The 26,932-nt window shown below is 66.9% G+C and carries 18 protein-coding genes; 7 read left to right on the forward strand and 11 right to left on the reverse strand.

Features of this window, described 5'->3' with window-relative positions; translation table 11 throughout:
• Positions 1-51: 51 nt before the first annotated feature.
• The 3 genes from OGL92_RS17040 to OGL92_RS17050 all read right to left on the reverse strand — a co-directional run bounded on the left by OGL92_RS17040 (position 52) and on the right by OGL92_RS17050 (position 2,848).
• Positions 52-771 (reverse strand): hypothetical protein, encoded by a 720-nt coding sequence (locus tag OGL92_RS17040; RefSeq protein ID WP_263145756.1) that lies wholly within the window; start codon positions 769-771, stop codon positions 52-54.
• Between the two features lie 27 nt (positions 772-798).
• Positions 799-1,692, reverse strand: a complete 894-nt coding sequence (locus OGL92_RS17045) for a hypothetical protein (RefSeq protein WP_263145759.1) — start codon at positions 1,690-1,692, stop codon at positions 799-801.
• A gap of 160 nt (positions 1,693-1,852) precedes the next feature.
• Positions 1,853-2,848: an aldo/keto reductase gene (locus OGL92_RS17050; protein WP_263145761.1), complete on the reverse strand. Its 996-nt coding sequence runs from the start codon at positions 2,846-2,848 to the stop codon at positions 1,853-1,855.
• Positions 2,849-2,960: 112 nt separating this feature from the next.
• On the opposite strand from OGL92_RS17050, the gene OGL92_RS17055 reads away from it, so the two are divergent.
• The 6 genes from OGL92_RS17055 to OGL92_RS17080 all read left to right on the forward strand — a co-directional run bounded on the left by OGL92_RS17055 (position 2,961) and on the right by OGL92_RS17080 (position 13,740).
• Positions 2,961-3,881: a LysR family transcriptional regulator gene (locus OGL92_RS17055; protein ID WP_263145764.1), complete on the forward strand. Its 921-nt coding sequence runs from the start codon at positions 2,961-2,963 to the stop codon at positions 3,879-3,881.
• Positions 3,882-3,949: 68 nt separating this feature from the next.
• Positions 3,950-4,450, forward strand: a complete 501-nt coding sequence (gene tpx / locus OGL92_RS17060) for a thiol peroxidase (RefSeq protein ID WP_263145767.1) — start codon at positions 3,950-3,952, stop codon at positions 4,448-4,450.
• Between the two features lie 243 nt (positions 4,451-4,693).
• Positions 4,694-5,941 (forward strand): MdtA/MuxA family multidrug efflux RND transporter periplasmic adaptor subunit, encoded by a 1,248-nt coding sequence (locus OGL92_RS17065; protein ID WP_263145769.1) that lies wholly within the window; start codon positions 4,694-4,696, stop codon positions 5,939-5,941.
• Positions 5,941-9,033 carry an MdtB/MuxB family multidrug efflux RND transporter permease subunit gene (locus OGL92_RS17070; RefSeq protein ID WP_263145772.1) on the forward strand — a complete coding sequence of 1,031 codons (3,093 nt, stop codon included), beginning with the start codon at positions 5,941-5,943 and terminating at the stop codon, positions 9,031-9,033. The genes OGL92_RS17065 and OGL92_RS17070 overlap by 1 nt, the downstream gene beginning before the upstream one ends.
• A gap of 31 nt (positions 9,034-9,064) precedes the next feature.
• Complete coding sequence (locus tag OGL92_RS17075; RefSeq protein WP_263145775.1) at positions 9,065-12,166, forward strand: efflux RND transporter permease subunit; 3,102 nt, start codon at positions 9,065-9,067, stop codon at positions 12,164-12,166.
• A gap of 107 nt (positions 12,167-12,273) precedes the next feature.
• Entirely contained in the window at positions 12,274-13,740 is a 1,467-nt protein-coding gene (locus OGL92_RS17080; protein ID WP_263145824.1) for an efflux transporter outer membrane subunit, read from the forward strand.
• A gap of 198 nt (positions 13,741-13,938) precedes the next feature.
• Here the strand turns inward: OGL92_RS17080 and OGL92_RS17085 are convergent, their stop codons facing one another.
• The 5 genes from OGL92_RS17085 to OGL92_RS17105 form a co-directional block, all read right to left on the reverse strand.
• Positions 13,939-14,934: a TRAP transporter substrate-binding protein gene (locus OGL92_RS17085; RefSeq protein WP_263145776.1), complete on the reverse strand. Its 996-nt coding sequence runs from the start codon at positions 14,932-14,934 to the stop codon at positions 13,939-13,941.
• Between the two features lie 377 nt (positions 14,935-15,311).
• Positions 15,312-16,709, reverse strand: a complete 1,398-nt coding sequence (locus OGL92_RS17090; RefSeq protein WP_263145778.1) for a TolC family protein — start codon at positions 16,707-16,709, stop codon at positions 15,312-15,314.
• The gene (locus tag OGL92_RS17095; RefSeq protein ID WP_263145781.1) at positions 16,706-19,885 is read right to left on the reverse strand and encodes an efflux RND transporter permease subunit; all 3,180 of its coding nucleotides are present in this window, start codon (positions 19,883-19,885) and stop codon (positions 16,706-16,708) included. The genes OGL92_RS17090 and OGL92_RS17095 overlap by 4 nt, the downstream gene beginning before the upstream one ends.
• 63 nt (positions 19,886-19,948) lie before the next feature.
• Positions 19,949-21,187, reverse strand: a complete 1,239-nt coding sequence (gene mexE / locus OGL92_RS17100; RefSeq protein ID WP_263145782.1) for a multidrug efflux RND transporter periplasmic adaptor subunit MexE — start codon at positions 21,185-21,187, stop codon at positions 19,949-19,951.
• A gap of 142 nt (positions 21,188-21,329) precedes the next feature.
• Positions 21,330-22,247 (reverse strand): LysR family transcriptional regulator, encoded by a 918-nt coding sequence (locus OGL92_RS17105; protein ID WP_263145784.1) that lies wholly within the window; start codon positions 22,245-22,247, stop codon positions 21,330-21,332.
• 252 nt (positions 22,248-22,499) lie between these two features.
• Here OGL92_RS17105 and OGL92_RS17110 point away from each other — a divergent pair, with 252 nt between their 5' ends.
• Positions 22,500-23,516, forward strand: a complete 1,017-nt coding sequence (locus OGL92_RS17110; RefSeq protein ID WP_263145787.1) for a zinc-dependent alcohol dehydrogenase family protein — start codon at positions 22,500-22,502, stop codon at positions 23,514-23,516.
• Between the two features lie 49 nt (positions 23,517-23,565).
• Here OGL92_RS17110 and OGL92_RS17115 read toward each other — a convergent pair whose 3' ends face one another.
• Genes OGL92_RS17115 through OGL92_RS17125 form a run of 3 tightly spaced genes read right to left on the reverse strand, consistent with a single transcriptional unit; the run spans position 23,566 to position 26,668 of the window.
• Positions 23,566-24,621: a lysylphosphatidylglycerol synthase domain-containing protein gene (locus OGL92_RS17115; RefSeq protein WP_263145789.1), complete on the reverse strand. Its 1,056-nt coding sequence runs from the start codon at positions 24,619-24,621 to the stop codon at positions 23,566-23,568.
• On the reverse strand, positions 24,618-25,877 hold the full coding sequence (clsB, locus tag OGL92_RS17120) for a cardiolipin synthase ClsB (protein ID WP_263145791.1): 1,260 nt from the start codon (positions 25,875-25,877) through the stop codon (positions 24,618-24,620). The genes OGL92_RS17115 and clsB overlap by 4 nt, the downstream gene beginning before the upstream one ends.
• The gene (locus OGL92_RS17125) at positions 25,874-26,668 is read right to left on the reverse strand and encodes an endonuclease/exonuclease/phosphatase family protein (protein ID WP_263145794.1); all 795 of its coding nucleotides are present in this window, start codon (positions 26,666-26,668) and stop codon (positions 25,874-25,876) included. The genes clsB and OGL92_RS17125 overlap by 4 nt, the downstream gene beginning before the upstream one ends.
• Between the last annotated feature and the right edge of the window lie 264 nt (positions 26,669-26,932).

Genomic DNA, 26,932 nt, shown 5'->3' on the forward strand with positions numbered 1-26,932 from the left:
TAAAGGTCTCGTCGAACCTCCCCCGTCCGGCGACGGGGGAAGTTCCACACCTCATGCCTGCACGAGCTTCAGGTAGGTGCGCCGCTCGGTGATGTCCGCCAGATAGCCCTGGTCGCGCATGTCCTGGATGAATCGGCGGGCGAGGGGCAGGCTGGCCGTCGCCAGCGAATGGTCGCCCCAGTCCACCGCGAGATGCAGGTGCAGCGGGTGCTCGCCGGATTTCGACGGGATCGGGTTGCCGGCTTCCTTGCCGCCCCCGTCGAGCGTCCCGCTTTCGGCAATCGCCTCGTGCGGGGGGGCGCCTCTCAGGCTCGCCAGACACTCGAACGAACCCAAGTGCCCGGTCGAATACCCGTCCTCCAGGTCGATCACGTTGATCAACAGCCGCTTCGGCGGACCTCCCGGAAGCGGCGGCCCGGCCCCATGCAGTTCCTCGGCGAGCCGTCCGATCAGGCCCCGGTAGTCGGCCGGCGGCAGGCTCCCTTCCACTAGGGGAGCGAGCAGCTGGGCCAGGGAGGAAGGATCGAAGCGGACGTCGCGGGCTTCCCGCTCGACATGGATGAAGCTGTTGAGGAACAACCCGGGCAGGTTGCTGAACGCTTCATGGCGCGCGTTCAGGTTGGGGTCCGGCCTGCCTTCGAGGTAGTGGTCGAGGATGCCGAGGTAGTCGCGCAATACATCCAGCATCTCGTCGGCGGCCGGGGTGACGCGGGGGGGCACCAGTTCCAGGTAGAACGAAGGCGGCACCGGCGCCGGCATTGGGTTGCTCATGGCAATCTCCTTGTCGGTGAGGGGGCCTCACTTGGGCTTCACCCGGGTGCCGAAGAAATTCGTCGCCTGTTCCACGTCGTCCATCGCGGCGCCGCCGATCGCGGCGTTCCAGGCCTTGCGCGCCGGGGCGTTGCTTTCGTGGGAGAGGCTGGCCCAGTTCAACAGCAGGCGCCCCCGCTGGTAGCTGAAGTCGAAGTCGTACATCTGCGCGGAGCTGCAACTGGTGTAAAGGGTCCGCTGCGCCTGGGTGAAGCTGAGAAAGTAATACTCGGCGATGCTCACCAGTTGCCAATTGCCCGCAGCGTCGCGGATCGGCTGGTAGCCGAAGCACAGGTGGTAGGTGTCCATTGAGGTTCTTTCGCTGGTGATGCCCGCGCGTATCTGTTCGCCCAGGGTGGCGATGAAGCTGCCGAAGGACGCCACGATGCCCACGCCGCTGGCCCAGCCGATCAGGGTGGTGAGGAAGGTGCCCGCCAGTTCCAGGCCCTTGGTGCTCTGGCGGAACTGGTACTGGGTGATGTCGGTGGGGGTGTAGAACTCCGCCGGCAGGTTGCTCAGCGGCGTCTGCCAGTTCTGCGGATTCGCCCATTGCCTGGGGTCGCGCTGGTAGCGGGCGGTCATCCAGGCGGTGACCAGGCCGAGGCCGGACTGCAGGTAGAACTGCTGGTCCTTCAGCAGGGCGGCGAAATCGGCCTTTTCCTTGTCGCTGGCGGTATCCGGCAGCGAGCCGTTGAACTGCATGACCGAGCCGTTGGTATCCGCGGTGGGCTTGAACATCTGCGGCACGTTATCCAGGCCCTGTACGTCGCGTTTGGCCACCGCAGCCATGCGGCTCTGGGGGGCGCTCGCCGGGTGTGCCTGGGGCGGTGCGACGAAGAAATGCCGCGCCTGGGTGAGTTGTTCGTCAACAGTTTTGATCATGATTTTTCCATCTCCTTGGAATGATCGATCGTCACCGCCGCATACAGCCGGCGGCTCCGATCAGCCTAGCGCTCCGAGGGGACTTCCTAGTCCCCGTCGGACGGGCGGGGGGCCGTGCTAGACAGGCCGCGCCGCCTCATCGCACGCCGCCGCCGCGGAGTCAGAGGGTGAGCATGGCCATGGACTCGGCGCCGTAGCGGTCGCCGACGGCGGCCCGGGGCGGGAAGATGGCATCCAGTTCGGCGCGTTCGGCGGCGCTGAGTTCGAGGTCCACCGCCGCGACGTTCTCTTTCAGGTAGCGGCGCCGCTTGGTGCCGGGGATCGGCAGCAGGTCTTCGCCCTGGGCGAGGACCCAGGCCAGGGCCAGTTGCGCCGGCGCGACGCCCTTGTTCTGCGCCAGTTGCTCGACCTTGTGCACCAGCTCCAGGTTGCGCGCGAAGTTCTCGCCCTGGAAACGCGGGCTGAAGCGGCGGTAGTCGTCTTCGGCGAAGTCCTCCGGGCTTTTCAGGGCGCCGGTGAGGAAACCGCGCCCCAACGGGCTGTAGGGCACGAAACCGATGCCCAGGCGCCGGCAGGTGGCGAGCACGCCGTTCTCCTCGGGGTCGCGGGTCCACAGCGAGTATTCGGTCTGGACCGCGGTGATCGGATGCACCGCATGGGCGCGTTCCAGGGTGGCGGGCGCCACCTCGCACAAGCCCAGGTGGCGTACCTTGCCCGCGCGTACCAGATCGGCCAGGGCGCCCACGGTGTCCTCGATGGGTACCTGCGGGTCGATGCGGTGCTGGTAATAGAGATCCAGGTAGTCGGTGCCGAGGCGCTTCAGGCTACCTTCGATGGCGCGTCGTATGTAGTCCGGGTGGCCGCTGACGCCGCGCAGCTGCGGGTTGGCGGAGTCGCGCAGGATGCCGAACTTGCTGGCCAGGAACACCTGCTCGCGCTTGCCCTGGATGGCTTGCCCCACCAGTTGCTCGTTGGTGTGGGGGCCGTACATGTCGGCGGTGTCGAGGAAGTTCACCCCCAGCTCCAGGGCGCGATGCACGGTGGCGATGGACTCGCGGTCATCGCGGCCGGCGACATAGAAATCGCTCATGCCCATGCAGCCGAGGCCGATGGCGGAAATCTGCGGTCCGTTGTGACCGAGGCGGCGGGTTTTCATCGGAGGCACTCCTGTGGTTGAACAAGCCGACATTGTCAATTGTTCAGGGCGGTGAGATAAACCGCGTATCGGTGTTTTCACCATTCGTGATTTCTAAACAAAAGAGGGCGCCATGGACCGCGTGCTGGCCATGCAGGTATTCACCCGTATCGTCGAGCTGGGGGCCTTCGGCAAGGCGGCCGATAGCCTGGGCCTGTCGCGGGCCTCGGTGACCACCCTGGTCAAGCAACTGGAAAGCCATCTCGGCGTGCAACTGTTGCAGCGCACCACCCGCCAGGTCAGCGCGACCCTGGACGGGCGGGCCTACTACGAGCGCTGCCTGCGCCTGCTGGCGGATATAGAGGAAGCGGAGTCGTTCTTCTCCGACACGCGCCACAATCCCCAGGGCGTGCTGCGCATCGATATGCCGGCGTCCCTCGGGCGACTAGTGGTGATCCCGGCCCTGCCGGCGTTCTGCGCCCGTTACCCGCGTATCCAACTGGAGATCGGCGCCAGCGACCGCCCGGTGGACCTGATTCGCGAGGGCGTCGACTGCGTGCTGCGTGGCGGCGACCTGCACGACCAGAGCCTGGTGGCGCGCCCGCTGTGCGGCATGCCCCAGGTGACCTGCGCCAGCCCGGAGTACCTGCGCCGCCATGGGCGGCCGAGGTGCCTGGAGGACCTCGAGGGGCACCTCGCCGTGGATTTCTTCTCCGCCCTCAGCGGTCGTCGTTTCGACCTGGACTTCACCGAGGCCGGTGCGGTTCGCACGTTGCGCCTCCCCGCCCGGGTGGCCGTGAACTCCAGCGAAGCCTACATCGCCGCCTGCGAGGCGGGGTTCGGCCTGATCCAGGCGCCGCGCTACCACATAGACCGGCAGATCGCCGCCGGCAGCTTGTGCGAGGTGCTCGCCGAGCACCGGCCGCTGCCGATGCCGCTGACCGCGCTCTATCCGCCGCATCGCCACCTGTCGCGGCGCGTGCGGGTGTTCATCGACTGGCTGGCGGAGGTGTTCGACGCCGAAGCCTGGCCGCCGCTGCCCGCGCCGGTCTGAGCCGGCACAGCTTTTTCCGGCGCGGCGTGCTTAAATCGGGATTTATCCGATGACCCAAGGGGACAACCATGACTCAAGTGACGCTCAAAGGTAATCCGATCCAGGTTGAAGGAAGCCTGCCCCAGCCCGGCCAGCAGGCCCCCGCGTTCACCCTGGTGGGGGGCGATCTGTCCGACGTGAGCCTGGCCAAGTTCGCCGGCAAGCGCAAGGTGCTGAACATCTTCCCCAGCGTCGATACGCCCACTTGCGCCACCTCCGTGCGGACCTTCAACGCCGAGACCAGCAAACTGGAAAACACCGTGGTGCTGTGCATCTCCGCCGACCTGCCGTTCGCCCAGGCGCGCTTCTGCGGGGCCGAAGGCCTGCAGAACGTGGTCAACCTGTCGACCATGCGCGGCCGCGAGTTCCTCGAAGCCTACGGCGTGGCCATCGCCAGCGGACCCTTGGCGGGCGTCGCCGCCCGGGCGGTGGTGGTGCTGGACGAGCAGGACAGGGTGCTGCACAGCGAACTGGTCGGCGAAATCGCCGAGGAACCCGACTACGCGGCGGCCACCGCGGCCTTGAAATAACGGTCTTCCGCGTCCGACGGCCCGCTCCGGCGGGCCCGTTTCATCCTCGCCGCGCCGTCCCGGGCGCATGCGCGCCGCACATGCCCGGCAACGATTTTCGACGATGAATCGCCTGCCCCTGGCTTTTTCTTTTCCCGTCATACAGTTAGATCGGTAAATGGAAGGTAAAGCCGGGCCGCGAGGCTTTGCTTGGCGCGCGAGAATCCTTATCGTTCACGCTCCCCCAGAAGTGATGTCCCCTCCATGTCCGATTCGAGTCCCCGTCCTGCCTCCCGCTTTCCACGGCGTGGGTTGTTGATCCTGATCGTGCTGCTCCTCGCGGTGGCCTTGGCATGGTGGTTCTGGCCGCACAAGGCGAAGCCGGAAGGCCCGGCCGGCCGGGCTGGATTCGGCGCCTTCGGCGGGGTGGTGCCGGTGCGTGTCGCGGCGGCGGATCGCAGCGATTTCCCGGTTTACCACAAGGCGTTGGGCACGGTGACCGCGCTGAACACCGTGAACATCCGCAGCCGGGTGGCCGGCGAACTGGTCAAGGTGCAGTTCGAGGAAGGCCAGAAGGTCAAGGCCGGCGACCTGCTGGCGGTGATCGACCCGCGCCCCTACGAAGTGGCCTTGCAGCAGGCCGAGGGCACCCTGGCGCAGAACCAGGCGCAATTGAAGAACGCCGAGATCGACCTGGCGCGCTACAAGGGCCTGTATGCCGAGGACAGCATCGCCAAGCAGACCCTGGATACCCAGCAGGCGCTGCTGTATCAGTACCAGGGCACCCTCAAGGCCAACCAGGCGGCCGTGGCCGAGGCCCGGTTGAACCTGCAGTACACCCAGATCCGCGCGCCCATCGCCGGCCGCCTCGGCCTGCGCCAGCTCGACCAGGGCAACCTGGTCGCCGCCAACGACAGTACCGCGCTGGTGGTGATCACCCAGACCCAGCCGATCTCCGTCAGCTTCACCCTGCCCGAAGGCGACCTGCCGGACGTGCTGGAGCGGGTGCGCAGCGGCGACAGCCTGAGCGTCGAGGCCTGGGACCGCGGCGACCGCAAGCAACTCGCCAGCGGCGTATTGCACAGCCTGGACAACCAGATCGACACCACCACCGGCACCCTGAAGTTCAAGGCGCGTTTCGAGAATGCCGACGAGACGCTGTTCCCCAACCAGTTCGTCAATGTCCGCCTGCGCGCCAACGTGCTCGCACGGGCGCTCCGCATTCCCTCGGCGGCGGTGCAGGTGGGCGCCCGCGGCACTTTCGTCTATGTGGTCGGCGCCGACAACAAGGTCCAGCTGCGGACCCTGGAGACGGGTCCCAGCGACGGCGAGTACACCGTGGTCACCAAAGGGGTGGAAGAGGGCGAGCGGGTCGTTCTGGAAGGCACCGACCGCCTGCGCGAGGGCGCCGAGGTGGAGGTGGTGGAAGGGTTGTCCGCGCCGGCCCGCCAGGAACCGGTCGACGATTCGCAGCAACGGGTACCGCGCAGACGCTCCGGGCTCAACGGCTGATGGATATTTCCCGCGTCTTCATCCTGCGGCCGGTGGCCACCACCCTGACCATGGTGGCCATCCTGCTGGCGGGCCTGATCGCCTACCGGATGCTGCCGGTGGCGGCGTTGCCGCAGGTGGACTACCCGACCATCCGTATCCTCACGCTCTACCCCGGCGCCAGCCCCGAGGTGATGACCAGCGCGGTGACCGCGCCGCTGGAACGCCAGTTCGGGCAGATGCCCGGCCTGCAACAGATGGCATCCACCAGCTCCGGCGGGGCTTCGGTGATCACCTTGCGCTTCAGCCTGGAGATCAAGCTGGACGTGGCCGAGCAGGAGGTGCAGGCGGCGATCAACGCGGCGACCAACCTGTTGCCGAACGACCTGCCGGCGCCGCCGGTGTACAACAAGGTCAACCCGGCCGACACCCCGGTGCTGACCCTGGCGGTGACCTCCAAGACCCTGCCGTTGCCCAAGCTTCACGATCTGGTCGACACCCGCATGGCACAGAAACTCGCGCAGATCGGCGGCGTGGGGATGGTCAGCATCGCCGGCGGCCAGCGCCCGGCGGTGCGCATCCAGGCCGATCCCGAGGCCCTGGCCGCCTATGGCCTGGCCCTGGCCGACGTGCGCAGCCTGATCGGCGCGGCCAACGTCAACCAGCCGAAAGGCAACTTCGACGGGCCGACCCGGGTGGCGATGCTCGATGCCAACGATCAACTGAAGACCCCGGCGGAATACGCCGAGCTGATCCTCACCTACCAGAACGGCTCGGCGCTGCGGCTCAAGGATGTCGCCACCATCGTCGACGGGGCCGAGAACGAGCGCCTGGCGGCCTGGGCCAATCAGAATGAGGCGGTGCTGCTCAATGTGCAGCGCCAGCCGGGGGCCAACGTCATCGAAGTGGTGAGGCGGGTGCAGGAACTGCTGCCGCAACTGCGCGCCAGCCTGCCGGCGGGCCTGGAGGTGACGGTGCTCACCGACCGCACCCAGACCATCCGCGCGGCGGTCAACGACGTGCAGCACGAACTGCTGCTGGCCATCGCCCTGGTGGTGATGGTGACCTTCATCTTCCTGCGCAAGCTTTCCGCCACCCTGATCCCCTCGATCGCCGTGCCGCTGTCCCTGGTGGGCACCTTCGGCGTGATGTACCTGGCCGGTTTCTCCCTGAACAACCTGACCCTGATGGCGCTGACCGTCGCCACCGGCTTCGTCGTCGATGACGCCATCGTCATGCTGGAGAACATCGCCCGCCACCTGGAGGAGGGCGACACGCCATTGCAGGCGGCGCTCAAGGGCGCGCGGCAGATCGGCTTCACCCTGATTTCCCTGACCTTCTCGCTGATCGCCGTGCTCATTCCCCTGCTGTTCATGCAGGACGTGGTCGGCCGGCTGTTCCGCGAGTTCGCCATCACCCTGGCGGTGGCGATCCTGATCTCCCTGGTGGTCTCGCTGACCCTGACGCCGATGATGTGCGCGCGCCTGCTGCGCCGCGAGGAAGCCAGGGAGCAGAACCCCGCCTGGCTGGAGCGGCTGATCGGCGGCTACGGTCGCTGGCTGACCTGGGTGCTGGCCCATCAGCCGCTCACCCTGCTGGTGGCCATCGCCACCCTGGGCCTCACCGTGGTGCTCTACCTAGCGGTGCCCAAGGGGTTCTTCCCGGTCCAGGACACCGGCGTCATCCAGGGCATTTCCGAGGCGCCGCAGTCGGTGTCCTTCCATGCCATGAGCGAGCGCCAGCAAAGCCTTTCAGAGGTGATACTGGCCGATCCGGCGGTGGCCAGCCTGACCTCCTACATCGGTATCGACGGCGACAACGTGACCCTCAACAGCGGGCGCCTGCTGATCAACCTCAAGCCCCACGGCGATCGCGACGTCACCGCTGCCGAGGTGATCGAGCGCCTGCGCCCGCAACTGGCGCGCCTGCCGGGCATCCAGCTGTACCTGCAACCGGTGCAGGACCTGACCATCGAGGATAGCATCAGCCGTACCCAGTTCCAGTTCAGCATGGAGTCGCCGGACGCCGACTTGCTGGATACCTGGACGCCGCGCCTGGTGGAAGCGTTGCGTGAGCACGCCGAGCTCACCGACGTCACCAGCGACCTGCAGAGCCAGGGCCTGCAAATCTATCTGGATATCGACCGCGACGCCGCCTCGCGACTCGGCGTGGGCGTCTCGACCATCACCGACGCGCTCTACGACGCCTTCGGCCAACGGCAGATCTCGACCATCTTCACCCAGGCCAGCCAGTACCGGGTGGTGCTGGAGGCGCAGGCCGGCAGCCGGCTCGGGCCGCAGGCGCTGGAGCAGGTGCACGTGCGCACCGCGGACGGCAAGCCGGTGCCGCTGTCCAGCCTGGCCAAGATGGAAGAGCGGCCGGCCCGCCTGTTGATCAACCACGTCGGCCAGTTCCCGGCCGTGACCCTGTCGTTCAACCTCGCCAGCGGCGTTTCCCTGGGCGAAGCGGTGGGCATCATCGAGCAGGCGCAGCGCGACATCGGCATGCCCGAGGGCGTGCAGACGCATTTCCAGGGGGCCGCGGAAGCCTTCCGTGCCTCGCTGTCGAGCACCCTGCTGCTGATCCTGGCGGCGGTGGTGACCATGTACATCGTGCTCGGCGTGCTCTACGAGAGCTACATCCACCCGATCACCATCCTCTCCACCTTGCCCTCGGCCGCGGTGGGCGCCTTGCTCGCGCTGCTGCTGTCCGGCAACGACCTGGGGTTGATCGCGATCATCGGCATCATCCTGCTGATCGGCATCGTCAAGAAGAACGCGATCATGATGATCGACTTCGCCCTGGAGGCCGAGCGCCACCAGGGCATGACGCCGCGGGATGCGATCTATCGCGCCGCCTTGCTGCGCTTCCGGCCGATCCTGATGACCACCCTGGCGGCGCTGTTCGGCGCGGTGCCGCTGATGCTCGCCAGCGGCTCCGGCGCCGAGCTGCGCCAGCCCCTTGGCCTGGTGATGGTCGGCGGGCTGCTGGTCAGCCAGTTGCTGACGCTGTTCACCACGCCGGTGATCTACCTGGCCTTCGACCGCCTGGCCCGACGCTGGGGCCGCCGCGAACCACGGGGCGCCGGGCGGGATCTGGACGTGCCGGTATGACGGCGCGGACCCGTCGCGGGGGAGGGTGCCGATGAACCTTTCCGCCCCCTTCATCGCCCGTCCGGTGGCGACCATGCTGATGAGCCTGGCGATCCTCCTGCTGGGCGGCATGAGTTTCGGCCTGATGCCGGTGGCGCCGCTGCCGGAGATGGACTTTCCCACCATCACTGTGCAGGCCAGCCTCGCCGGCGCCAGCCCGGAGATCATGGCCGCCACCGTGGCTACCCCGCTGGAGCGCGCCCTCGGCAGCATCGCCGGGATCAGCCAGATGAGCAGCCGCACCAGCCAGGGCTCGACGCGGGTCATCGTGCAGTTCGATCTGGACCGCGACATCAACGGCGCCGCGCGGGACGTCCAGGCGGCGATCAACGCCTCGCGCAACCTGCTGCCCAGCGGCATGCGCAGCATGCCCACCTACCGCAAGGTCAATCCGTCCCAGGCGCCGATCATGGTGCTGTCGCTGACCTCGTCGGTGCTCGACAAGAGCCAGCTCTACGACCTGGCCTCGACCATCGTGGCGCAGAAGCTGTCGCAGGTGACCGGAGTCGGCGAGGTGCAGATCGGCGGCAGTTCGTTGCCGGCGGTACGCGTCGAGTTGCAGCCGCAACAGCTCGAGCAGTACGGCATCGCCCTCGACGAGGTGCGCGACACCATCGCCAAGGCCAACCAGCGCCGGCCCAAGGGTTTCGTCGAGGACGACCAGCGGCAATGGCAGGTGCAGGCCAACGATCAGTTGCGCAAGGCGGCCGACTACGAACCCCTGATCATCCGCTACCAGAACGGCGCGACCGTGCGCCTGAGCGATGTGGCCAAGGTCCGCGACGGCGTCGAGGACCGCTACAACAGCGGTTTCTTCAACGACGACGCGGCGGTGCTGCTGGTGGTCAACCGCCAGGCGGGCGCCAACATCATCGAGACCACCCAGGGCATCCGCGACCAACTGCCGACCCTGCGCGCGGTGCTGCCCGGCACCGCGCAGCTGGAGGTGGCGATGGACCGATCGCCGGTGATCCGCGCCACCCTGCACGAGGCCGAGCGCACGCTGCTGATCGCCGTGGGGCTGGTGATCCTGCTGGTGTTTCTGTTCCTCGGCAGCCTGCGCAGCGCGATGATCCCGGCGCTGGCGGTACCGGTCTCGCTGGTGGGCAGCTTCGCCGTCATGTATCTCTCGGGTTTCACCCTCAACGTGTTGTCGCTGATGGCGCTGATCCTCGCCGCCGGGCTGGTGGTGGACGATGCCATCGTGGTGCTGGAGAACATCGCCCGGCACATCGACAACGGCGAGACGCCGCTGCGCGCCGCTTACCTGGGTACCCGCGAGGTGGGCTTCACCCTGTTGTCGATGAACCTGTCGCTGGTGGTGGTATTCGTCTCGATCCTGTTCATGGGCGGTATCGTCAGCCAGCTGTTCCGCGAGTTCGCCATCACCCTGGCGGCGGCGATCCTGGTGTCCCTGGTGATTTCCCTGACCCTCACGCCGATGCTCTGCGCGCGCTGGCTGAAGCCCCACGGCGAGGAGGAGACCCGCCTGCAGCGCACGAGCCATCGGCTGCACCGGCGGTTGGTGGGGGCCTACGACCGCACCCTGGGCTGGGCCCTGCGGCATCCGCGGATCACCCTGTGCAGCCTGTTGGCGACCATCGCGCTGAACATCGCGTTGTACATCCTGGTGCCGAAGACCTTCCTGCCGTCCCAGGACACCGGTCAATTGATCGGCTTCATCCGCGGCGACGACGGCCTGTCGTTCCAGGTGATGCAACCGAAGATGGAAATCTATCGCCGGGCGGTGCTCGCCGATCCCGCGGTGACCAGCGTGGCGGGCTTCATCGGCGGCGGCAGTGGCATCAACAACGCCATGATGATCGTGCGCCTGAAAAGCGTCGCCGAACGCAAGGCGTCGGCACAGCAGGTGCTCGAACGCATCCGCGCCAACCTGCCCCAGGTCCCCGGCGGGCAATTGTTCCTGATGGCCGACCAGGACCTGATGTTCGGCGGTCGCGAGCAGCGCAGTTCGCAATACGAATACAGCCTGCTGGCCGGCGACCTGGCCGACTTGCGCACCTGGCTGCCGAAACTGACCCAGGCGCTGAAGAGCCTGCCGGAGCTGACCGCCATCGATGCCAACGAGGGCAAGGGCGCGCAGCAGGTCAGCCTGAAGATCGACCGCGACGCGGCGCGGCGCCTGGGCGTGGAGATGAACACGGTCACCACGTTGTTGAACAACGCGTTCAGCCAGCGGCAGATTTCCACCATCTACGAAAGCCTCAACCAGTACCAGGTGGTGATGGAAGTGGACCCGGCGTTTGCCCAGCACCCGGAAGTGCTGGAGCAGGTGCAGGTGGTCACCGGCGACGGCAAGCGCGTGCCCTTGTCGGCGTTCTCCCATTACGAGCGCAGCCTGGAAGAGGATCGCGTCAGCCACGAGGGGCAATTCGCCGCGGAAAGCATTTCCTTCGACCTGGCGCCCGGCGTCAGCCTGGACCAGGCGGCCAAGGCCATCGACCGGGCGGTGGCGGCGATCGGCATGCCGACCGAGGTGCAGGGGCGCATGGGGGGCAGCGCCGACATGTTCCAGACCGCGCAGAAAAGCCAGCCGTGGATGATCCTGGCCGCCTTGCTGATGGTGTACATCGTGCTCGGCATCCTCTACGAGAGCTACATCCATCCCCTGACCATCCTCTCCACGCTGCCGTCCGCCGGGGTTGGCGCCCTGCTGGCGATCCTCCTCACCGGCCAGGAATTCAGCCTGATTTCCCTGCTCGGCCTGTTCCTGCTGATCGGCATCGTGAAGAAGAACGCGATCCTGATGATCGACCTGGCCCTGCAACTGGAGCGTCACGACGGGCTTTCGCCGCAGGAGTCGATCCGCCAGGCCTGCCTGCTGCGTTTCCGGCCGATCCTGATGACCACCCTGGCCGCCATCCTCGGCGCCCTGCCGCTGCTCATCGGCGGTGCCGAGGGCGCGGAAATGCGCCAGCCGCTCGGCCTGACCATCGTCGGCGGACTGGTCCTCAGCCAATTGCTGACGCTCTATACCACCCCGGTGGTCTACCTGTACCTCGACCGCCTGCGCCATCGGGTCAACCGCTGGCGTGGCGTGCGCACCGATGCCGCCCTGGACACACCGCTATGAGTCGCCCCGTGAACCCTGTCGTATCTGGAGAGATCGCGTTGAAGTCCGGTCCGGAATCCGCCGTTCCCCGCAAGCCCGCCGCCGCGCCCTCGCGGGCGTCGCGCCCGCTGCACCCCCTGGCGCTCGCGCTGGCATTCGCCGCCCTCGCGGCCTGTACGGTGGGGCCCGACTACCAGCGGCCGGCGGCGGCCAACCCGGCCACGTTCAAGCAGGCCGCCGGGTGGAAGGCCGCCGACCCGGCGGACGTGCTGAGCCGCGGCGCCTGGTGGACCCTGTACGGCGACCCGACCCTGGATGGCCTGGTGGAGCGGCTCAATGCCAGCAACCAGAGCCTGGCCAGCGCCGAGGCGCAGTATCGACAGGCGCGCGCCCTGGTGCGTGGCGCCCGGGCGGCGTTCTTCCCCACCCTGGGCGCCAACCTCGGCGTCACCCGCTCCGGACAGAACGGCAGCGGCGGCGGGGGCACCCTCGATGGCGTCGAATACAGCAGCGGTTCCTCGCGCGTCTCGAAGAGCTACGACGCCAGCCTGTCGGTCAGTTGGGAACTGGACCTCTGGGGCAAGCTGCGCCGCCAGTTGGAGGCCGACGACGCGAGCATGCAGGCCAGCGCCGCCGACCTCGCGGCGACCCACCTCAGCCTGCAATCCGAACTGGTGCAGGACTACTTGCAATTGCGCGTGCTGGACGAACAGAAGCGCCTGCTGGAATCCACCGTGGAGGCCTATCGGCGTGCGCTGAAATTGACCGAGAACCAGTATCGCGCGGGTATCGTGCCGAAGTCCGACGTGGCCCAGGCGCGTACCCAGCTGAAGAGCACCGAGGCGCAATCCGTCGACCTGGAATACCAGCGCGCGCAACTGGAGCACGCCATCGCCGTGCTGGTGGGCGTCGCCCCGTCGGAGTTCGAGCTGGCGATGGTGGATGCGGTGCCGACCCTGCCGGCGGTGCCGGTGGGCGTGCCTTCGACCCTACTCGAACGGCGACCGGACATCGCCGCGGCGGAACGGCGGATGCTCAGTGCGAACGCCGCCATCGGCGTCGCCACGGCCGCCTATTACCCCGACCTGACCCTGTCCGCCAGCGGCGGCTACCGCAGTGGCGGCCTGGACGACTGGATCAGCGCGCCGAACCGCTTTTGGTCGATCGGCCCGGCGTTCGCCATGACCCTGTTCGACGGTGGGCTGATCCGTTCGCGGGTGGAACAAGCCGAGGCCGGCTACGACAAGACCGTCGCCGATTACCGGCAGACCGTGTTGAACGGCTTTCGCGAGGTGGAGGACTACCTGGTACAGCTGTCGGTATTCGAGCGCGAGCGGGTGATCCAGCAGGAGGCCCTCGACGCCGCCCGCGAATCCCTGCACCTGATCGAGAACCAGTACAAGGCCGGCACCGTGGACTACAACAGCGTGGTCACCCTTCAGACCAGCACCCTGAACAACGAGCGAACCCTGTTGAGCCTGGAAGGCAGCCGCCTGACGGCCAGCGTGCAATTGATCGCCGCCCTCGGTGGCGGCTGGCAGAGCCGACAGCTGGCGGAGCCGCCGGTCATGCAGGGCGCCGCCGGTTCGCGCTGATCCACGCGCGCGCGACCTGGCGCCGCGTCGGTAGCGGCCCCCCGCCGATAGCGCTCGATTACGCGGGGAATGTCAGGGCACATCTTCGATCGCATCGATCGCGCCGATTCTGGCCTCGGCTCGAAGGGTATGCGGGGGTGGCGCCGGCCCGGCGTATAGCCCGGCCGGCGCCCAGGCGGCCCGGACGGGCCGCGCGAGTCATTTCTTGCGGTTGACGGTTTCCGCCGCTTTCAGCACGTCTTCGCCGATGGCGTCCTTGAACTGATTCCACACCGGCTGCATGGCGGTGCGCCAGGCCTGGCGTTCTTCCGTGCTGAGGGAAACCACCTGGGTCTTGCCGGTGGCGACGATGCGCTCGCGGTCCGCGCGGTTCTGCTCCTCGGCGGCGTGGTTCACCGCGAAGGTCACCTCGTCGATGATCGCCTCCAGTTGGGTCCGGGTGGCGTGGGGAATGCTGTACCAGAAGCGCGGGTTGCTCACCAGCATGTAGTCGAGCACGCCGTGGTTGGTTTCGGTGATGAAAGGCTGCGCGCCGAAGAGTTTCTGGCTGTAGAGGTTGGACCAGGTGTTCTCGGTGCCCTGGACCTTGTTGTTCTGCAGGGCCTCGAGGGTTTCCGCGAAGGGGATCTTCACCGAGGTGGCGCCGATCTGGGCGAACTGCGCTTCGAGCACGGCGGAGGGTTGGATGCGGAACGCCAGGCCGGCGGCGTCCTTCGGGCTGCGCATGGCACGGGGGCCGGAGAGCTGGCGCATGCCGTTATGCCAGTAGGCCAGGCCGACGATCTCGTTGGATTCCATGGCGCGCAGCAATTGGCGACCCTTGGCGCGTTTCTGGAAACGGTTCACCGCGTCCAGGTCGTCGAACAGGAACGGCAGGTCGAAGACCTGCAATTGCTTGGTGTACTGGTCGAACTTGGCCAGCGAAGGCGCCAGCATCTGCACGTCGTTCTTGCGCAAGGCGTCCAGTTCGCTGGCATCGCCGAACAGCGTCGAATTCGGATAGACCTCGACCGTCACCTGACCGGCCAAGCGCTGCTCCACCAGTTTCTTGAACAACAGGGCCCCCTGGCCCTTGGGTGTATCGTCGGCGACGACGTGGGAAAACTTGATCACGATGGGCGCCGTATCGGCCGCCTGCGCGGTGGAAGTCAGCGCCAGTACGCAGGAGGCGATGGCGATGAGCGACTTGAACATGGTGGATGTTCCTTTCTTCGGTGGGCAGTGGCAGTAAAAGTAGTCGGCGAAATCCGAACGGGCTCGCGTCGGACGCCGATGGGCGGGGCGACGTCGGCAGCGAGCGGCCATTGCCGGCCTGGCTGTCGAGTCCCGCGGCGCCTTTGAAACGTCCAACGGGGGATTATCCGTCATCGGCGGCGATAGAAGAACGGGAAAGCGGTCATTTCGCGACGCACTCGCGACAAAAAGCCGCGCGGCAGGTCGTCATGGCGCGGGTGACGCCGAGGGTCGCGGGCGCGACGACGCGCGTGCGGCGCAAAAAAAGCCCCAGGGTCAAGGAGCGAAACCCTGGGGCGGAAGGGCCGGCAAGGAGGGCCGACCCGGGAGGAGCGGGTTCAGGCGCGGGGTTGCCAGCCGCCGCCCAGCGCCTTGTAGATGGCGACGATGCCGCGGTACAGCTCCACTTCCGCCTGGGCCTGGGCGTCCTCGGCCGCCAGGCGTTCGCGCTCGGCATCGAGCAGGACCAGGAAATCCACCGTGCCTTCGCGGTAGCGCACCGAGGCCTGCTCGGCGGCCTCGCGGCTGGCCTCGGACTGGCGCAGCAGGGCCAGCAGGCGTTGCTGGTGCTTGCCGTAGTCGCTGAAGGCGTTCTCGCTTTCCTCCAGCGCCAGCAACACCTGCTGCTCGTAGCCGGCCAGGGCGCCGTCCGCGTCGGCTTCGGCACCGCGAAGTCGCGCGCGCACGCTGCCGAGGTCGAAGGCCGCCCAGCTCAGCGTCGGCGCCAACCCCCAGGCCCGGGCGGCGGAAGCGCCCAGTTGCGAGCCGCGCCCGGCGGTGAAACCGAGGAAGCCGCTGAGGTTCACCCGCGGGAACAGGTCGGCGGTGGCCACGCCGACGTTGGCGGTGGCCGCCGCCAACTGGCGTTCGGCGGCGCGGATGTCCGGGCGCCGCCGCAGCAATTCGGCGGGGTCGCCGATCGGCAGCGCCTTGGCGATCGCCGGCAACGGCCGCGGCGAAAGGTCGACGCTCAGGGCGTCCGGGCGCTGGCCGAGAAGAGTGGCGATGCGATTCCGCGCATGCTGCTCCTGGGACTGCAACTGCGGCAGGCTGGCTTCGGTGGCGGCCAGGCGCGCATCCGCGCGGAGTACGTCGAGCTGGTTGCCGACGCCGGCTTCGCGCAGGCGCTCGGTCAAGTCGCGGGAGTTCGCCTGGTTCTTCAGGTTGTCGCGGGCGATGCGCTCGCGCAGTTGCGCGCCGCGCAGATCGCCGTAGGCGCCCACCAGTTCGGCAATCAGGCTGACCTGGAGTTGATAGAGCTCGGCCTCGGCGGCTTCGGCTTGTGCATCGCTGGCTTCCAGTTGGCGCTGGATGCGGCCGAACAGATCCAGCTCCCAGGCCATGTCCAGGCCCAGGTCGTAGCGTTCCACGTTACTGCGGTTTTCGCTGAAGCCCGGCTGCTGCGCCTTGCCCAGCTCGGCGCTGGCGCGGCTGGTCAGGGTCGGCAGGTCATCGTTGGCGACGTCGTCGCGTATCGCCCGCGCCGCCTTGAAGCGGGCGAAGGCGACGCGCAGCTCGCGGTTCTCGTGGAGGGCGTCCTGGACCAGGCGGTCCAGGGTCGGGTCGTCGAATTGCCGCCACCATTGGCTTTCGTAACGGGTGCGGTCGTATTCGGCGCTGTCCACCTGGGCCGGATGGGCGGCCGCCGGGGCGGGCGCGGAGTAGTCCGGGCCGACGGCGCAGCCGCTGACGATCAGCCCCAGGGTCAGGGCGAGCAGGGTCAGGCGCGGGCTCATCGCTGTGCCTCCGGCAGGACGTCGGCGGGCTGGCGGCGCGCCGCGCGCCTTTCCACGAAGGCGCGGATCAGCACGTAGAACACCGGGGTCAGCAGCAGGCCGAAGAAGGTCACCCCGAGCATCCCGGAGAACACCGCCACGCCCATGGCATGGCGCATTTCCGCGCCGGCGCCGGAGGACAGCACCAGCGGCACAACGCCCATGATGAAGGCGAAACTGGTCATCAGGATCGGCCGCAGGCGCAGGCGGCAGGCTTCCAGCACCGCGCTCACGCGGTCGAGGCCTTCCTCCTGCTTGTCCTTGGCGAACTCGACGATCAGGATCGCGTTCTTGCAAGCCAGGCCCACCAGCACGATCAGGCCGATCTGAGTGAAGATGTTGTTATCGCTGCCGGCCAGCATCACCCCGGCGATGGCCGACAACAGGGTCATCGGCACGATCAGGATCACCGCCAGCGGCAGGCTCCAGCTTTCGTACTGCGCCGCCAGCACCAGGAAGGCCAGCAGCACGCAGAGCGGGAAGACCAACAGCGCGGTATTGCCGGCGAGAATCTGCTGGAAGGTCAGCTCGGTCCATTCATAGCTCATGCCGTTGGGCAACTCCTCCTTCAGCAGCCGTTCCATTGCCGCCTCGGCCTGCCCGGTGCTGTAGCCGGGGGCCGCCGCGCCGTTGAGTTCGGCGGTGATGAAGCCGTTGTAGTGCATCACCCGGTCCGGGCCGGCGCTGTCGCTCACCTTGACGAAGGTGGACAGCGGCACCATCTCGCCGCGGTCGTTGCGCACCTTGAGCTGGCCGATCTGCTCGGCATCCAGGCGGAAGCGCTGGTCCGCCTGCACGTTGACCTGGTAGGTACGGCCGAAACGATTGAAGTCGTTGGCGTACAGCGAGCCCAGGTAGATTTGCAAGGTGGAGAAGATGTCGTCGATGGCCACGCCGTGGGTCTTGGCCTTGTCGCGGTCGATGTCGGCGTCGATCTGCGGCACGTTGACCTGGAAACTGGAGAACAGCCCGCTCAGTTCCGGCACCTTTTGGCTCTTGGCGATGAGGTTCTGCACTTGGGCGTAGAGCGCCTCGTAGCCCAGGTTGCCGCGGTCCTCCACTTGCACGCGGAAACCGCCGATGGTGCCCAGGCCCATCACCGGCGGTGGCGGGAAGATCGCGATGAAGGCGTCCTGGATAACGGTGAACTCCTGGTTCAGCGCGGCGGCGATGCTGTTGGCGGACAACGACGGATCGCGGCGCTCATCGAACGGTTTGAGCGTGACGAAGATGACGCCGCTGTTGGGGCTGTTGGTGAAGCCGTTGATGGACAGGCCGGGGAAGGCCACGGTGCTTTCCACGCCCGGATGGTTCAGGGCGCGGGCGGACATGTCCTTGATCACCGCCTCGCTGCGATCGAGGGTGGCGGCGTCCGGCAACTGAGCGAAGGCCACCAGGTATTGCTTGTCCTGGGGCGGCACGAAGCCGGTGGGCGTCGCGGAGAAGCCCAGCCAGGTCAGGACCATCAGCCCGGCATACAGCAACAGGGCGATCGAACTGCCCCGCAGCACCCGGCGCACGGTGCCGACGTAGCCATGGCTGGCACGCTCGAAGAAGCGGTTGAAGGGGCGGAACAGCCAGGTGCCCAGCAGGCGGTCGAGCAACCGCGAGAATCCGTCGCGGGGCTCGTCGTGGCCCTTGAGCAGGGCGGCCGCCAGTGCCGGCGACAGCGTCAGGGAGTTGAACGCGGAGATCACCGTGGAAATCGCGATGGTCAGGGCGAACTGCTGGTAGAAGCGCCCGGTGAGGCCGGAGATGAAGGCTGTGGGAATGAACACCGCGCAGAGCACCAGGGCGGTGGCGATGATGGGGCCGGTCACTTCCTTCATGGCCTGGCGGGTGGCGGCCACGGGTTTCAGGCCGAGCCCGATGTTCCGCTCGACGTTTTCCACCACCACGATGGCGTCGTCCACCACGATGCCGATGGCCAGCACCAACCCGAACAGCGACAGCGCGTTGAGCGAGAAGCCGAGCATGTGCATCACCGCAAAGGTGCCGATCAGCGAGACCGGCACCGCCGCCAGGGGGATGATCGAGGCGCGCCAGGTCTGCAGGAACACCACCACCACCAGCACCACCAGCAGGATCGCTTCGAACAGCGTATGCACCACCGCCTCGATGGAGCCGCGGACGAAGATGGTCGGGTCATAGACGATGGAGTAGTCCATGCCTTCCGGGAAACTGCGCTTGAGCTCGGCCATTTTCGCCCGGACCTGGTTGGAGACCTCGATGGCGTTGGAGCCGGGGCGCTGGAAAATCGGAATCGCCACCGCGGGGTCGTTGTTCAGCAGCGAGCGCAGGGCGTACTGGCTGGAACCCAGCTCAATCCGGGCGATATCCCGCAGGCGGGTGATCTCGCCGTCCTTGCCGGCGCGTACCACGATGTTCTCGAACTCTTCCTCGGTCACCAGGCGGCCCTGGGTATTGATCGACAACTGGAAGCTGGTGGCGCCGGGGGCGGGCGGTGCGCCGAGGGCGCCGGCGGCTACCTGGCGGTTCTGCTCGCGGATCGCCGCCACCACGTCGCTGGCGGTGAGGTTGCGCGAAGCCACCTTGTCCGGGTCGAGCCAGACCCGCAGGGAGTAATCGCCCATGCCGAACAACTGCACGTCGCCAATGCCGTCCAGCCGCGCCAGCTCGTCCTTGACGTTGAGGATGGCGTAGTTGGACAGGTAGAGCATGTCGTAGCGCTGATCCGGCGAGGTCAGGTGCACCACCATGGTCAGGTCGGGGGAGGCCTTGTCGGCGGTTACCCCGAGGCGCTGCACTTCCTCGGGCAACTTGGGCAGGGTGCGGGTCACGCGGTTCTGCACCTGCACCTGGGCGGTGTCCAGGTCGGTGCCCAGGGCGAAAGTCAGGGTGAGGGTCATCTTGCCGTCGGCGGTGGCCTGGGACGACATGTAGAGCATGTGCTCGACACCGTTGATGGCCTGTTCCAGTGGAGCGGCGACGGTTTCGCCGATCACCTTGGGGTTGGCGCCGGGGAAGGTGGCGCGGACCACCACGGTGGGCGGCACGACCTCGGGGTACTCGCTGATCGGCAGTTGGAACAGCGAGATGGCGCCGCCGATCAGGATGATCAACGACAGGACCGCGGCGAAGATCGGCCGGCGGATGAAGAACTGCGAGAAATTCATGGGACTCGTTCCGTAAAGCGGGGGCGTGGCGCGACGCGCATGGACGGGAGGCAAGGCGAGGCGCTAGCTGCCCGGATTGCCTCCGGCGTTGCGCTTGGCGAGGCGCAGGTCTTCGGCGGCGCCGACGGCGGTGCGTTGCTTCTGCAGGGCGGCCAGGGTGTCGGCCTCGGCCATGGGGACGTCCTGGGCGTCCACCGGCATGCCGGGCCGCGCCCGTTGCAAGCCGTTGACCACGATCTTCTCGCCGCGCGCCAGGCCGCTGCGGACGATGCGCAGGCCTTCCAGCTTCGGCCCCAGGTCGATGGCGCGGTAACCGACCTTGCCGTCGCCGCCCAGCACCAGCACGAACTTCTTGCCGAGGTCGGTCCCCACCGCGGCGTCCTTGATCAGGACCGCATCGTAGGTGGCGCTGCCGACCAGTTTGATCCGCGCATAGAGGCCGGGGGTGAACTGGCCATCGCGGTTATCGAAGACCGCGCGGCCGCGGATGGTGCCGGTCTGGCGGTTGACCTGGTTGTCGAGGAAGTCCAACTGGCCCAGGTGCGGGGTGCCTTCCTCGTTGCTCAGGCCCAGGTAGACCGGGCTGGCGCCGCGGGCGTCGGTGCCGGCGCGGCGGGCTTCTTCGATGTACTTGAGGAAGACCCGCTCGTCGGCGTCGAAGTAGGCATAGACCTTATCGGTGGAGACCAGCGAGGTGAGCAGGGATTCGCCGCCGTTGACCAGGTTGCCGGCGGTGACCTCGGCACGGCCGACGCGGCCGGAGATGGGCGCGGTGACCCGGGTGAAGCCGAGGTTGAGGCGTGCCACGTCCAGTTGCGCCTGGGTCGCGGCCAGCGCCGCCTGGGCCTTCTGCGCGGCGCTGACGCGGGCGTCGGCCAGTTCGGTGGAAATCGCGTTGCTCTGCCGCAGGCGTTCGCCGCGATTGGCTTCGCTGTTGGTTCGGGTGAGGTTGGCGCGGGCCTGTTGCAATTGCGCTTCGAGGCGCTTGACCTCGGCCTCGAAAGGACGCGGATCGATCTGGAACAGCAGGTCGCCCTTTTTCACCAGAGTGCCTTCGCTGAAGGCGACCTTGTCGATGAAGCCGGACACCCTCGGGCGGATTTCCACCGATTCCGGGGCTTCGAGACGACCACTGAATTCGTCCCATTCGTTTACCGGCTGCTGGATGACCTCAGCGACACTGACCTTGGCCGGCGGCAGCGCGCTTTGCGCGTTGTCCGGAGTCTTGCCGCAGGCGCTGAGGACCAGCATGGCCGCCAGGGCCAGGGGGAAGTGTCGAAAAAAGGGGTATGACTGTTCCATGCTGTGCTCCGCCAGTCGTTGTTCTGAGTGGGCGGAGTCTGCTGTGCGGTGTCCGTCGTCACGAATCGAATGCCATGAAAATGACTATCACTGACAGTGATTTCCTGCTCGGGAGCGTGTGGCCGCGCGGGTTGCGCCGCGTTCAGGCGAGGCTGTCGGGGTCGCCGACGAACATCTGGATGCGCGAACGCAGCCAGCGTTCCGCCGGATCGTTGTCCTGAGCCCCGCGCCAGGCCATGGACAATTCGAAGGCCCTCGACTCGAAGGGCATGTCTTCGGCGCGCAGGCCGCCGGCGGCGGTGAGCGCGGCGGCCGTGTAGTCCGGCACCACCGCCACCAGGTCGGTCCCCGCCAGCAATGTGCCCAGCCCATTGAACTGCGGCACCGCCAGCACCACCTTGCGGCTGCGCCCGAGTTGCGCCAGCTCTTCGTCGATGAAGCCGTTGAGATCGCCGGCGAAGGACACCATGGCGTGGGGACGCGCGCAGTAGTCGTCCAGGCTCAGCGGGCCGGGCACCGAGTCGGCACGCAGCACCTGGCCTTTGCTGCGGCGCAGGGTCTTGCGCTTGGCGTTGGCGGGCAGCTCGTCGGTGTAGCTCACCCCCACGGAAATCTCCCCGGAGGCCAGCAGGTTCGGCATCAGCAAGTAGTTGGCCCGGCGCACCACCAGCACCACGCCGGGTGCCTCGGCACGCAGGCGTCGCAACAGCGGTGGCAGCAGGGCGAATTCGACATCGTCGGACAGGCCGATGCGGAACACCGCGGTGCTGGTCGGCGGGTCGAAGTCGGCGGCGCGGCTGACCGCGGTGGAAATCGCATCCAGCGCCGGCGACAGCAGGCCGAAGATTTCCTGGGCCCGCGCGGTGGGCTCCATGCTCCGTCCGGTGCGGACGAACAGCGGATCGTCGAACAGCGCGCGCAGGCGGGCGAGGGCCGCGCTGATCGCCGGTTGACCGAGGAACAGCTTTTCCGCGGCGCGGGTCACGCTGCGCTCGTGCATCAGGGTTTCGAAAACGATCAGCAGGTTAAGGTCGAGTCGGCGCAGGTCGTTGCGATTCATCCGTTCGGCACTCGGTCGGGGTGGCCCAAGCGCAAGAGGCTGAAGCTTGGAGCGGTCGGGCGTCAAGCGGCGCGTCGTGGTAGGGTGGCGGTCGGCATGCCGGGCGAAACCGCGTCTCCGAGTGCGTCGTGGGGGCCTTATCCGACAGGCGATCACTGCCAGGCATGACGACTATCAGCTGCGGCGGGTGGTCTTGCCGGCGAAGCCCGGATAAAGTCCATGGCCATGATTAAGCGACAGGTGAGGTGTGCGATGTCCCGCGTCATCCGTTTTCACCGATTCGGCCCTGCCGACGTGCTCCAGTACGAAGAACTGCCGACCCCCACCCCGGGTGCCGGCGAAGTGCTGGTACGGGTTCAGGCCATCGGTGTGAGTTGGAAAGACATTCTCTGGCGGCAGAATCTCGCGCCCGAGCAGGCTCATCTGCCGGCCGGCGTCGGCGATGAGCTGGCGGGGCTGGTGGAGGCCGTGGGCGCGGGCGTGGACGATTTGCAACCGGGCATGGCGGTGGCGAGCTTTCCGGCGAATACCGCGAACCGCTATCCGGCCTACGGCGACCTGATGCTGATGCCGCACAGTGCACTGACCCGATACCCGGATACGCTCTCGCCGGTGCAGGCAAGCGTGCACTACGCACCGCTGCTGCTGGCTTATTTCGCGCTGGTCGACCTGGCCGGGCTGAAGGCCGGCCAGCGGGTGCTGATCACCGAGGCCAGCAACTGCTTCGCGCCCCAGACTTTGCAGTTGGCCAAGGCGTTGGGCGCCGAGGTGATCGCGTCGACCCAGGATCCCGAGGCCCGCGCGTTTCTCGAAGCGCTCGGCGCGGACAAGGTGGTGGTGACCGAGGAGCAGGACCTGGTCCTGGCAATAGAGAAATACACCGACAAGCGCGGCGTCGAAGTGGTGCTGGATGCCTGTGGCGGACAGCAGATGTCCCTGCTCGGCGACATCGCCGCACCGCGCGGCAAACTGGTGCTCTACGGACTCAACGGGGGCAACGAGGCGAGCTTCCCGGCATGCGCGGCGTTCAAGAAACACCTGCAGTTCTACCGGCATTGCCTGCTGGATTTCACCGGCCATCCCGAGCTGGGTATCGAGTCGAATCCCGAGTCGGTGGCACGGGCGCTGGCGCATATCAACCAGCTCACCCGCGACGGTCTGCTCCAGCCGCCCATCGACCGAGTGTTCGGCTTCGACGAGGCGGTCGAAGCGCATCGCTACATGGAGAGCGGCCCCAAGCGGGGCCGGATCGCGCTCACGCTGGCGTGAGCCAGGCGGAAAACCGAAGGCCCAGGGTGACGTGGGCCTTTCGAGTGTCTCAGGCGTTCTGCGACGTATCGCGCTCCGCCACGGTCTTCTTGGTCTCGATGTTCTTCTGGCGCAGCTTCTTCGCCCGTGCTTCCAGTACCAGGTAGATCACGGTGGCGATCACCAGCGGCAGCAGGAAGTAGATGAACCGATAGCCGATCAGCGCCGCGAGTATCCCGCCCTTGGAGACTTGATGGCTCAGCATGGCGATGAAAATCGCTTCGATTACACCCAGCCCCGCAGGAATATGGGTGATGGCGCCGGCGATGCTGCTGATGAGCAACACCCCCAGGATCGTCGGATAGCCCACCTTGGGCAGCAGCACCGCCACCACCAGCGCCATCAGCGCCCAGTTGGCGGCACCCAGCGCGGCCTGTGCCAGGGCCAGGCGCAGCGAGGGGAGGCTGATGTCCTTGCCGCGCAGGGTCCAGGTGCGGCGCTTGGAAAAGCGGCAAGCCAGCAGGTAGCCCACACCGGCGGCCACCAGGCCGAAGCCGATTAGTTGCAGCGTATCGGTACCGATCTTCCAGCCTTCCGGCAATTCCACCAGGCGCATGGCGAACACCACCCCGGCGAGCAGGATGTAGCCCAGCCAATTGGTGAGCAGGCTGAAACTGAGCACCTTGGTGATCTGGCCGTTATCCAGTCCCAGGCGCGAATAGAGCCGGTAGCGGAAGGCGATGCTGCCGACCCAGGAACCCAGGTTGAGGTTGAAGGCGTAGCAAACGAAAGTCAGCGGCAATATCTGCCTGGCCGGCAAATGATGCCCGGAATACAGGCGGCCGAGCAGGTCGAACGCGCTGTAGACCAGATAACTGAGCAGGGTCACCGCGGCGGCCAGTAACAGGGTCTGCGGGCGGTATTCCCGCAGGGTGGTCATCACTTCCTGCCAGTCGAGTTTTTTCGCCAGCATGTAGAACAGCACCGCCACCAGGATGAAGAACCCGAGGGTAAGGATGCGCTTGAGCAGGACGAAGCGCTTCTTACCCTTCGTCCGCCCTTCAGACGGAGCGTCGTCGCCATCCTGGGGCTGCGCCCGGTTGTAGCCCGCCGTCGTCGCTTTCATGAGGTGGTCTTCTCGGGTTCGTGCAGCACACTTTTGGCGGCCTCCGCGGGAAGCTCGTCCGGCAGGCGGAAGGGTTTCAGCTTCGGCGAGTGGGCGGGCAGTACACCGGCGATGGCCGGAAAATGGCGCAGGAAGTGAAAGATCAGGAATACCAGTGGCGCCCGCCAGAAATAGCCTTGCACCATTTTTTCCAGGCTGATGCTCTTGCAGTGCTCGGCCGCCAGTTGTTGCAGCCGCTCGTACAGGTGCTGGTTGAAGGCGTGGTCGCGGATCACAAGGTTCGCTTCGAGGTTCAGCGACAGGCTCAGCGGATCGAGATTGCTGGAGCCCACGGTGGACCATTCATGATCGACCAGCGCCACCTTGCCGTGCAGTGGACGCTGGCAATATTCGTAGACCTGCACGCCATCCCGCAGCAAGTAGTTGTAGAGCATGCGCGCGGCCATCTTGGCGATCGGCATGTCCGGTTGCCCCTGCATGATCAGCGTGACCTTCACCCCGCGGCGCGCGGCATTGCGCAATTCGCGCAGCAACCGATAGCCGGGGAAGAAGTAGGCATTGGCGATCATCAGGCGGAAGTTCGCCGAGCGGATCGCCTTCAGGTAATGCTCTTCGATGTCGTTACGATGATTGACGTTGTCGCGCACCACCAGCAGGGCACGAGCGTCGCCCTTGTGGCCGCTGTTCTGCGCCCGCGCCGGCGCGGTGGCGCGGACTCGGCGCCACCAGCGCTTCTTCGGTTGGGCGCCGTTGGCCAGCATGAGCAGGGCGGCGCGATGCATGTCGCTGACCACCGGTCCCTCGACTTCCACCGCATAGTCCTGCTTGGCTTCCGGGCCGAAGTCGCCCAGGTGGTCGGCGGAAAAGTTGATGCCGCCGATGAAGGCGCGCTCCACATCGATCACCACCAGCTTGCGATGCAGCCGGCGGAACAGATTGGTGCGCATGCCCAGCACCTTGGAGCGCGGGTCGAAGAAGTGCACCTTCACGCCGGCTTCGGTGAGCTCGCGGAGGAACTCCAGGGTGAGCTCCGCCGAGCCGTAGCCGTCCAGGCTGATTTCCACCCTGACGCCGCGCCGGGCAGCGGCGATCAAGACTTCCTGCAAGGCCTTGCCGACCTTGTCGTCGAAGAGGATGAAGGTCTCGATCAGGACTTCCTTGCGTGCCTCGCCGATCGCTTCGAATACTCGGGGGAAGAAGGCTTCGCCGTTCTCCAGCAACCGGATGCGGTTGCCCTCTTGCCAACTGAAGCTCATAACCGTACCTCGACCGCCAGTGGTGCATGATCCGACAAGTGCGACCAGGGACGGTTCGCCAGGACTTCCGGTGCATGGCTGGTGGCATTGCGCACGTAGATCCGGTCCAGGCGCAGGAACGGCCAGCGTGCCGGGAAGCTCCTCGCCGGCATGCCGCGCTCGGCGACGAAGGCTTCCTTCAGGCCCGCGCCGTCGGCGAGCACCTTGTCGGCTTGCAGGCGCCAGTCGTTGAAGTCGCCGGCGACGATGACCGGTGCATCGGCGGGAACGTCTTCCAGCAGCCGGCACAGCAGGTGCATCTGCTGCAAGCGCTGACCCTCGCGCAGGCCCAGGTGCACGCAGATGGCGTGCAGCTCGCCGCCGCCGGGAATGGCCAGCACGCAGTGCAGCAGGCCCCGGCGTTCGGGCCCGCTGATGGACACGTCGTGATTCTCGTAACGCACGATGGGGAATTTCGACAGCAGGGCGTTGCCATGATCGCCATCCGGGTAGACGGCGTTGCGGCCGTAGGCGAAATCGCTCCACATGCTGTCGGCGAGGTATTCGTACTGCGGGGTCGGCGGCCAGTCGGCATGTCTAGAGGCGTGGCGCTGGTGGGTGCCATGGACTTCCTGGAGGAAGACCACGTCCGCCGATACGCTGCGGACCGCCTCGCGCAATTCCGGGAGGATGAAACGCCGGTTGAACGAGGTGAAGCCCTTGTGGGTGTTCACGGTGAGGATGCGCAGGGCGCGAAGGGGCTCCCCGGCCGGGGCGTTCACCGAGGCAGCGAGTGGTGGTGCGGAGGTCATTCGGCGTCTCCCTGTCTGCGGGATTCCATGGCCTGTCGCGACGGGCGAACACAGGCGTTGGGAGGGTTCCGGGTGCGAGCCTTGGCCACCATGGCCAAGTGATCGGTTACCGGGGAAGTAGCGATGTGCCGCGGGGGCGGGGTGGTCCTGGCGGATGTGCGCAGTATCTGACGATGAAGCGAATGGCGCCGCGCTGCGGACGAGTCGGGCGCACCCGTGCGCCGCGCAGGGCCTGGCGCCGAATGGCTGGGTTGCCCGCAGCCT

This window comes from Pseudomonas sp. RIT-PI-AD (genome assembly GCF_025642785.1).
Lineage (GTDB): Bacteria > Pseudomonadota > Gammaproteobacteria > Pseudomonadales > Pseudomonadaceae > Pseudomonas_T.

What these genes read in the sequence shown, in the direction of transcription:
- OGL92_RS17040 (WP_263145756.1), bottom strand. Translation starts at nt 771, where the DNA reads ATGAGCAACCCAATGCCGGCGCCGGTGCCGCCTTCGTTCTACCTGGAA.
- OGL92_RS17045 (WP_263145759.1), bottom strand. Translation starts at nt 1,692, where the DNA reads ATGATCAAAACTGTTGACGAACAACTCACCCAGGCGCGGCATTTCTTC.
- OGL92_RS17050 (WP_263145761.1), bottom strand. Translation starts at nt 2,848, where the DNA reads ATGAAAACCCGCCGCCTCGGTCACAACGGACCGCAGATTTCCGCCATC.
- OGL92_RS17055 (WP_263145764.1), top strand. Translation starts at nt 2,961, where the DNA reads ATGGACCGCGTGCTGGCCATGCAGGTATTCACCCGTATCGTCGAGCTG.
- tpx (WP_263145767.1), top strand. Translation starts at nt 3,950, where the DNA reads ATGACTCAAGTGACGCTCAAAGGTAATCCGATCCAGGTTGAAGGAAGC.
- OGL92_RS17065 (WP_263145769.1), top strand. Translation starts at nt 4,694, where the DNA reads ATGTCCGATTCGAGTCCCCGTCCTGCCTCCCGCTTTCCACGGCGTGGG.
- OGL92_RS17070 (WP_263145772.1), top strand. Translation starts at nt 5,941, where the DNA reads ATGGATATTTCCCGCGTCTTCATCCTGCGGCCGGTGGCCACCACCCTG.
- OGL92_RS17075 (WP_263145775.1), top strand. Translation starts at nt 9,065, where the DNA reads ATGAACCTTTCCGCCCCCTTCATCGCCCGTCCGGTGGCGACCATGCTG.
- OGL92_RS17085 (WP_263145776.1), bottom strand. Translation starts at nt 14,934, where the DNA reads ATGTTCAAGTCGCTCATCGCCATCGCCTCCTGCGTACTGGCGCTGACT.
- OGL92_RS17090 (WP_263145778.1), bottom strand. Translation starts at nt 16,709, where the DNA reads ATGAGCCCGCGCCTGACCCTGCTCGCCCTGACCCTGGGGCTGATCGTC.
- OGL92_RS17095 (WP_263145781.1), bottom strand. Translation starts at nt 19,885, where the DNA reads ATGAATTTCTCGCAGTTCTTCATCCGCCGGCCGATCTTCGCCGCGGTC.
- mexE (WP_263145782.1), bottom strand. Translation starts at nt 21,187, where the DNA reads ATGGAACAGTCATACCCCTTTTTTCGACACTTCCCCCTGGCCCTGGCG.
- OGL92_RS17105 (WP_263145784.1), bottom strand. Translation starts at nt 22,247, where the DNA reads ATGAATCGCAACGACCTGCGCCGACTCGACCTTAACCTGCTGATCGTT.
- OGL92_RS17110 (WP_263145787.1), top strand. Translation starts at nt 22,500, where the DNA reads ATGTCCCGCGTCATCCGTTTTCACCGATTCGGCCCTGCCGACGTGCTC.
- OGL92_RS17115 (WP_263145789.1), bottom strand. Translation starts at nt 24,621, where the DNA reads ATGAAAGCGACGACGGCGGGCTACAACCGGGCGCAGCCCCAGGATGGC.
- clsB (WP_263145791.1), bottom strand. Translation starts at nt 25,877, where the DNA reads ATGAGCTTCAGTTGGCAAGAGGGCAACCGCATCCGGTTGCTGGAGAAC.
- OGL92_RS17125 (WP_263145794.1), bottom strand. Translation starts at nt 26,668, where the DNA reads ATGACCTCCGCACCACCACTCGCTGCCTCGGTGAACGCCCCGGCCGGG.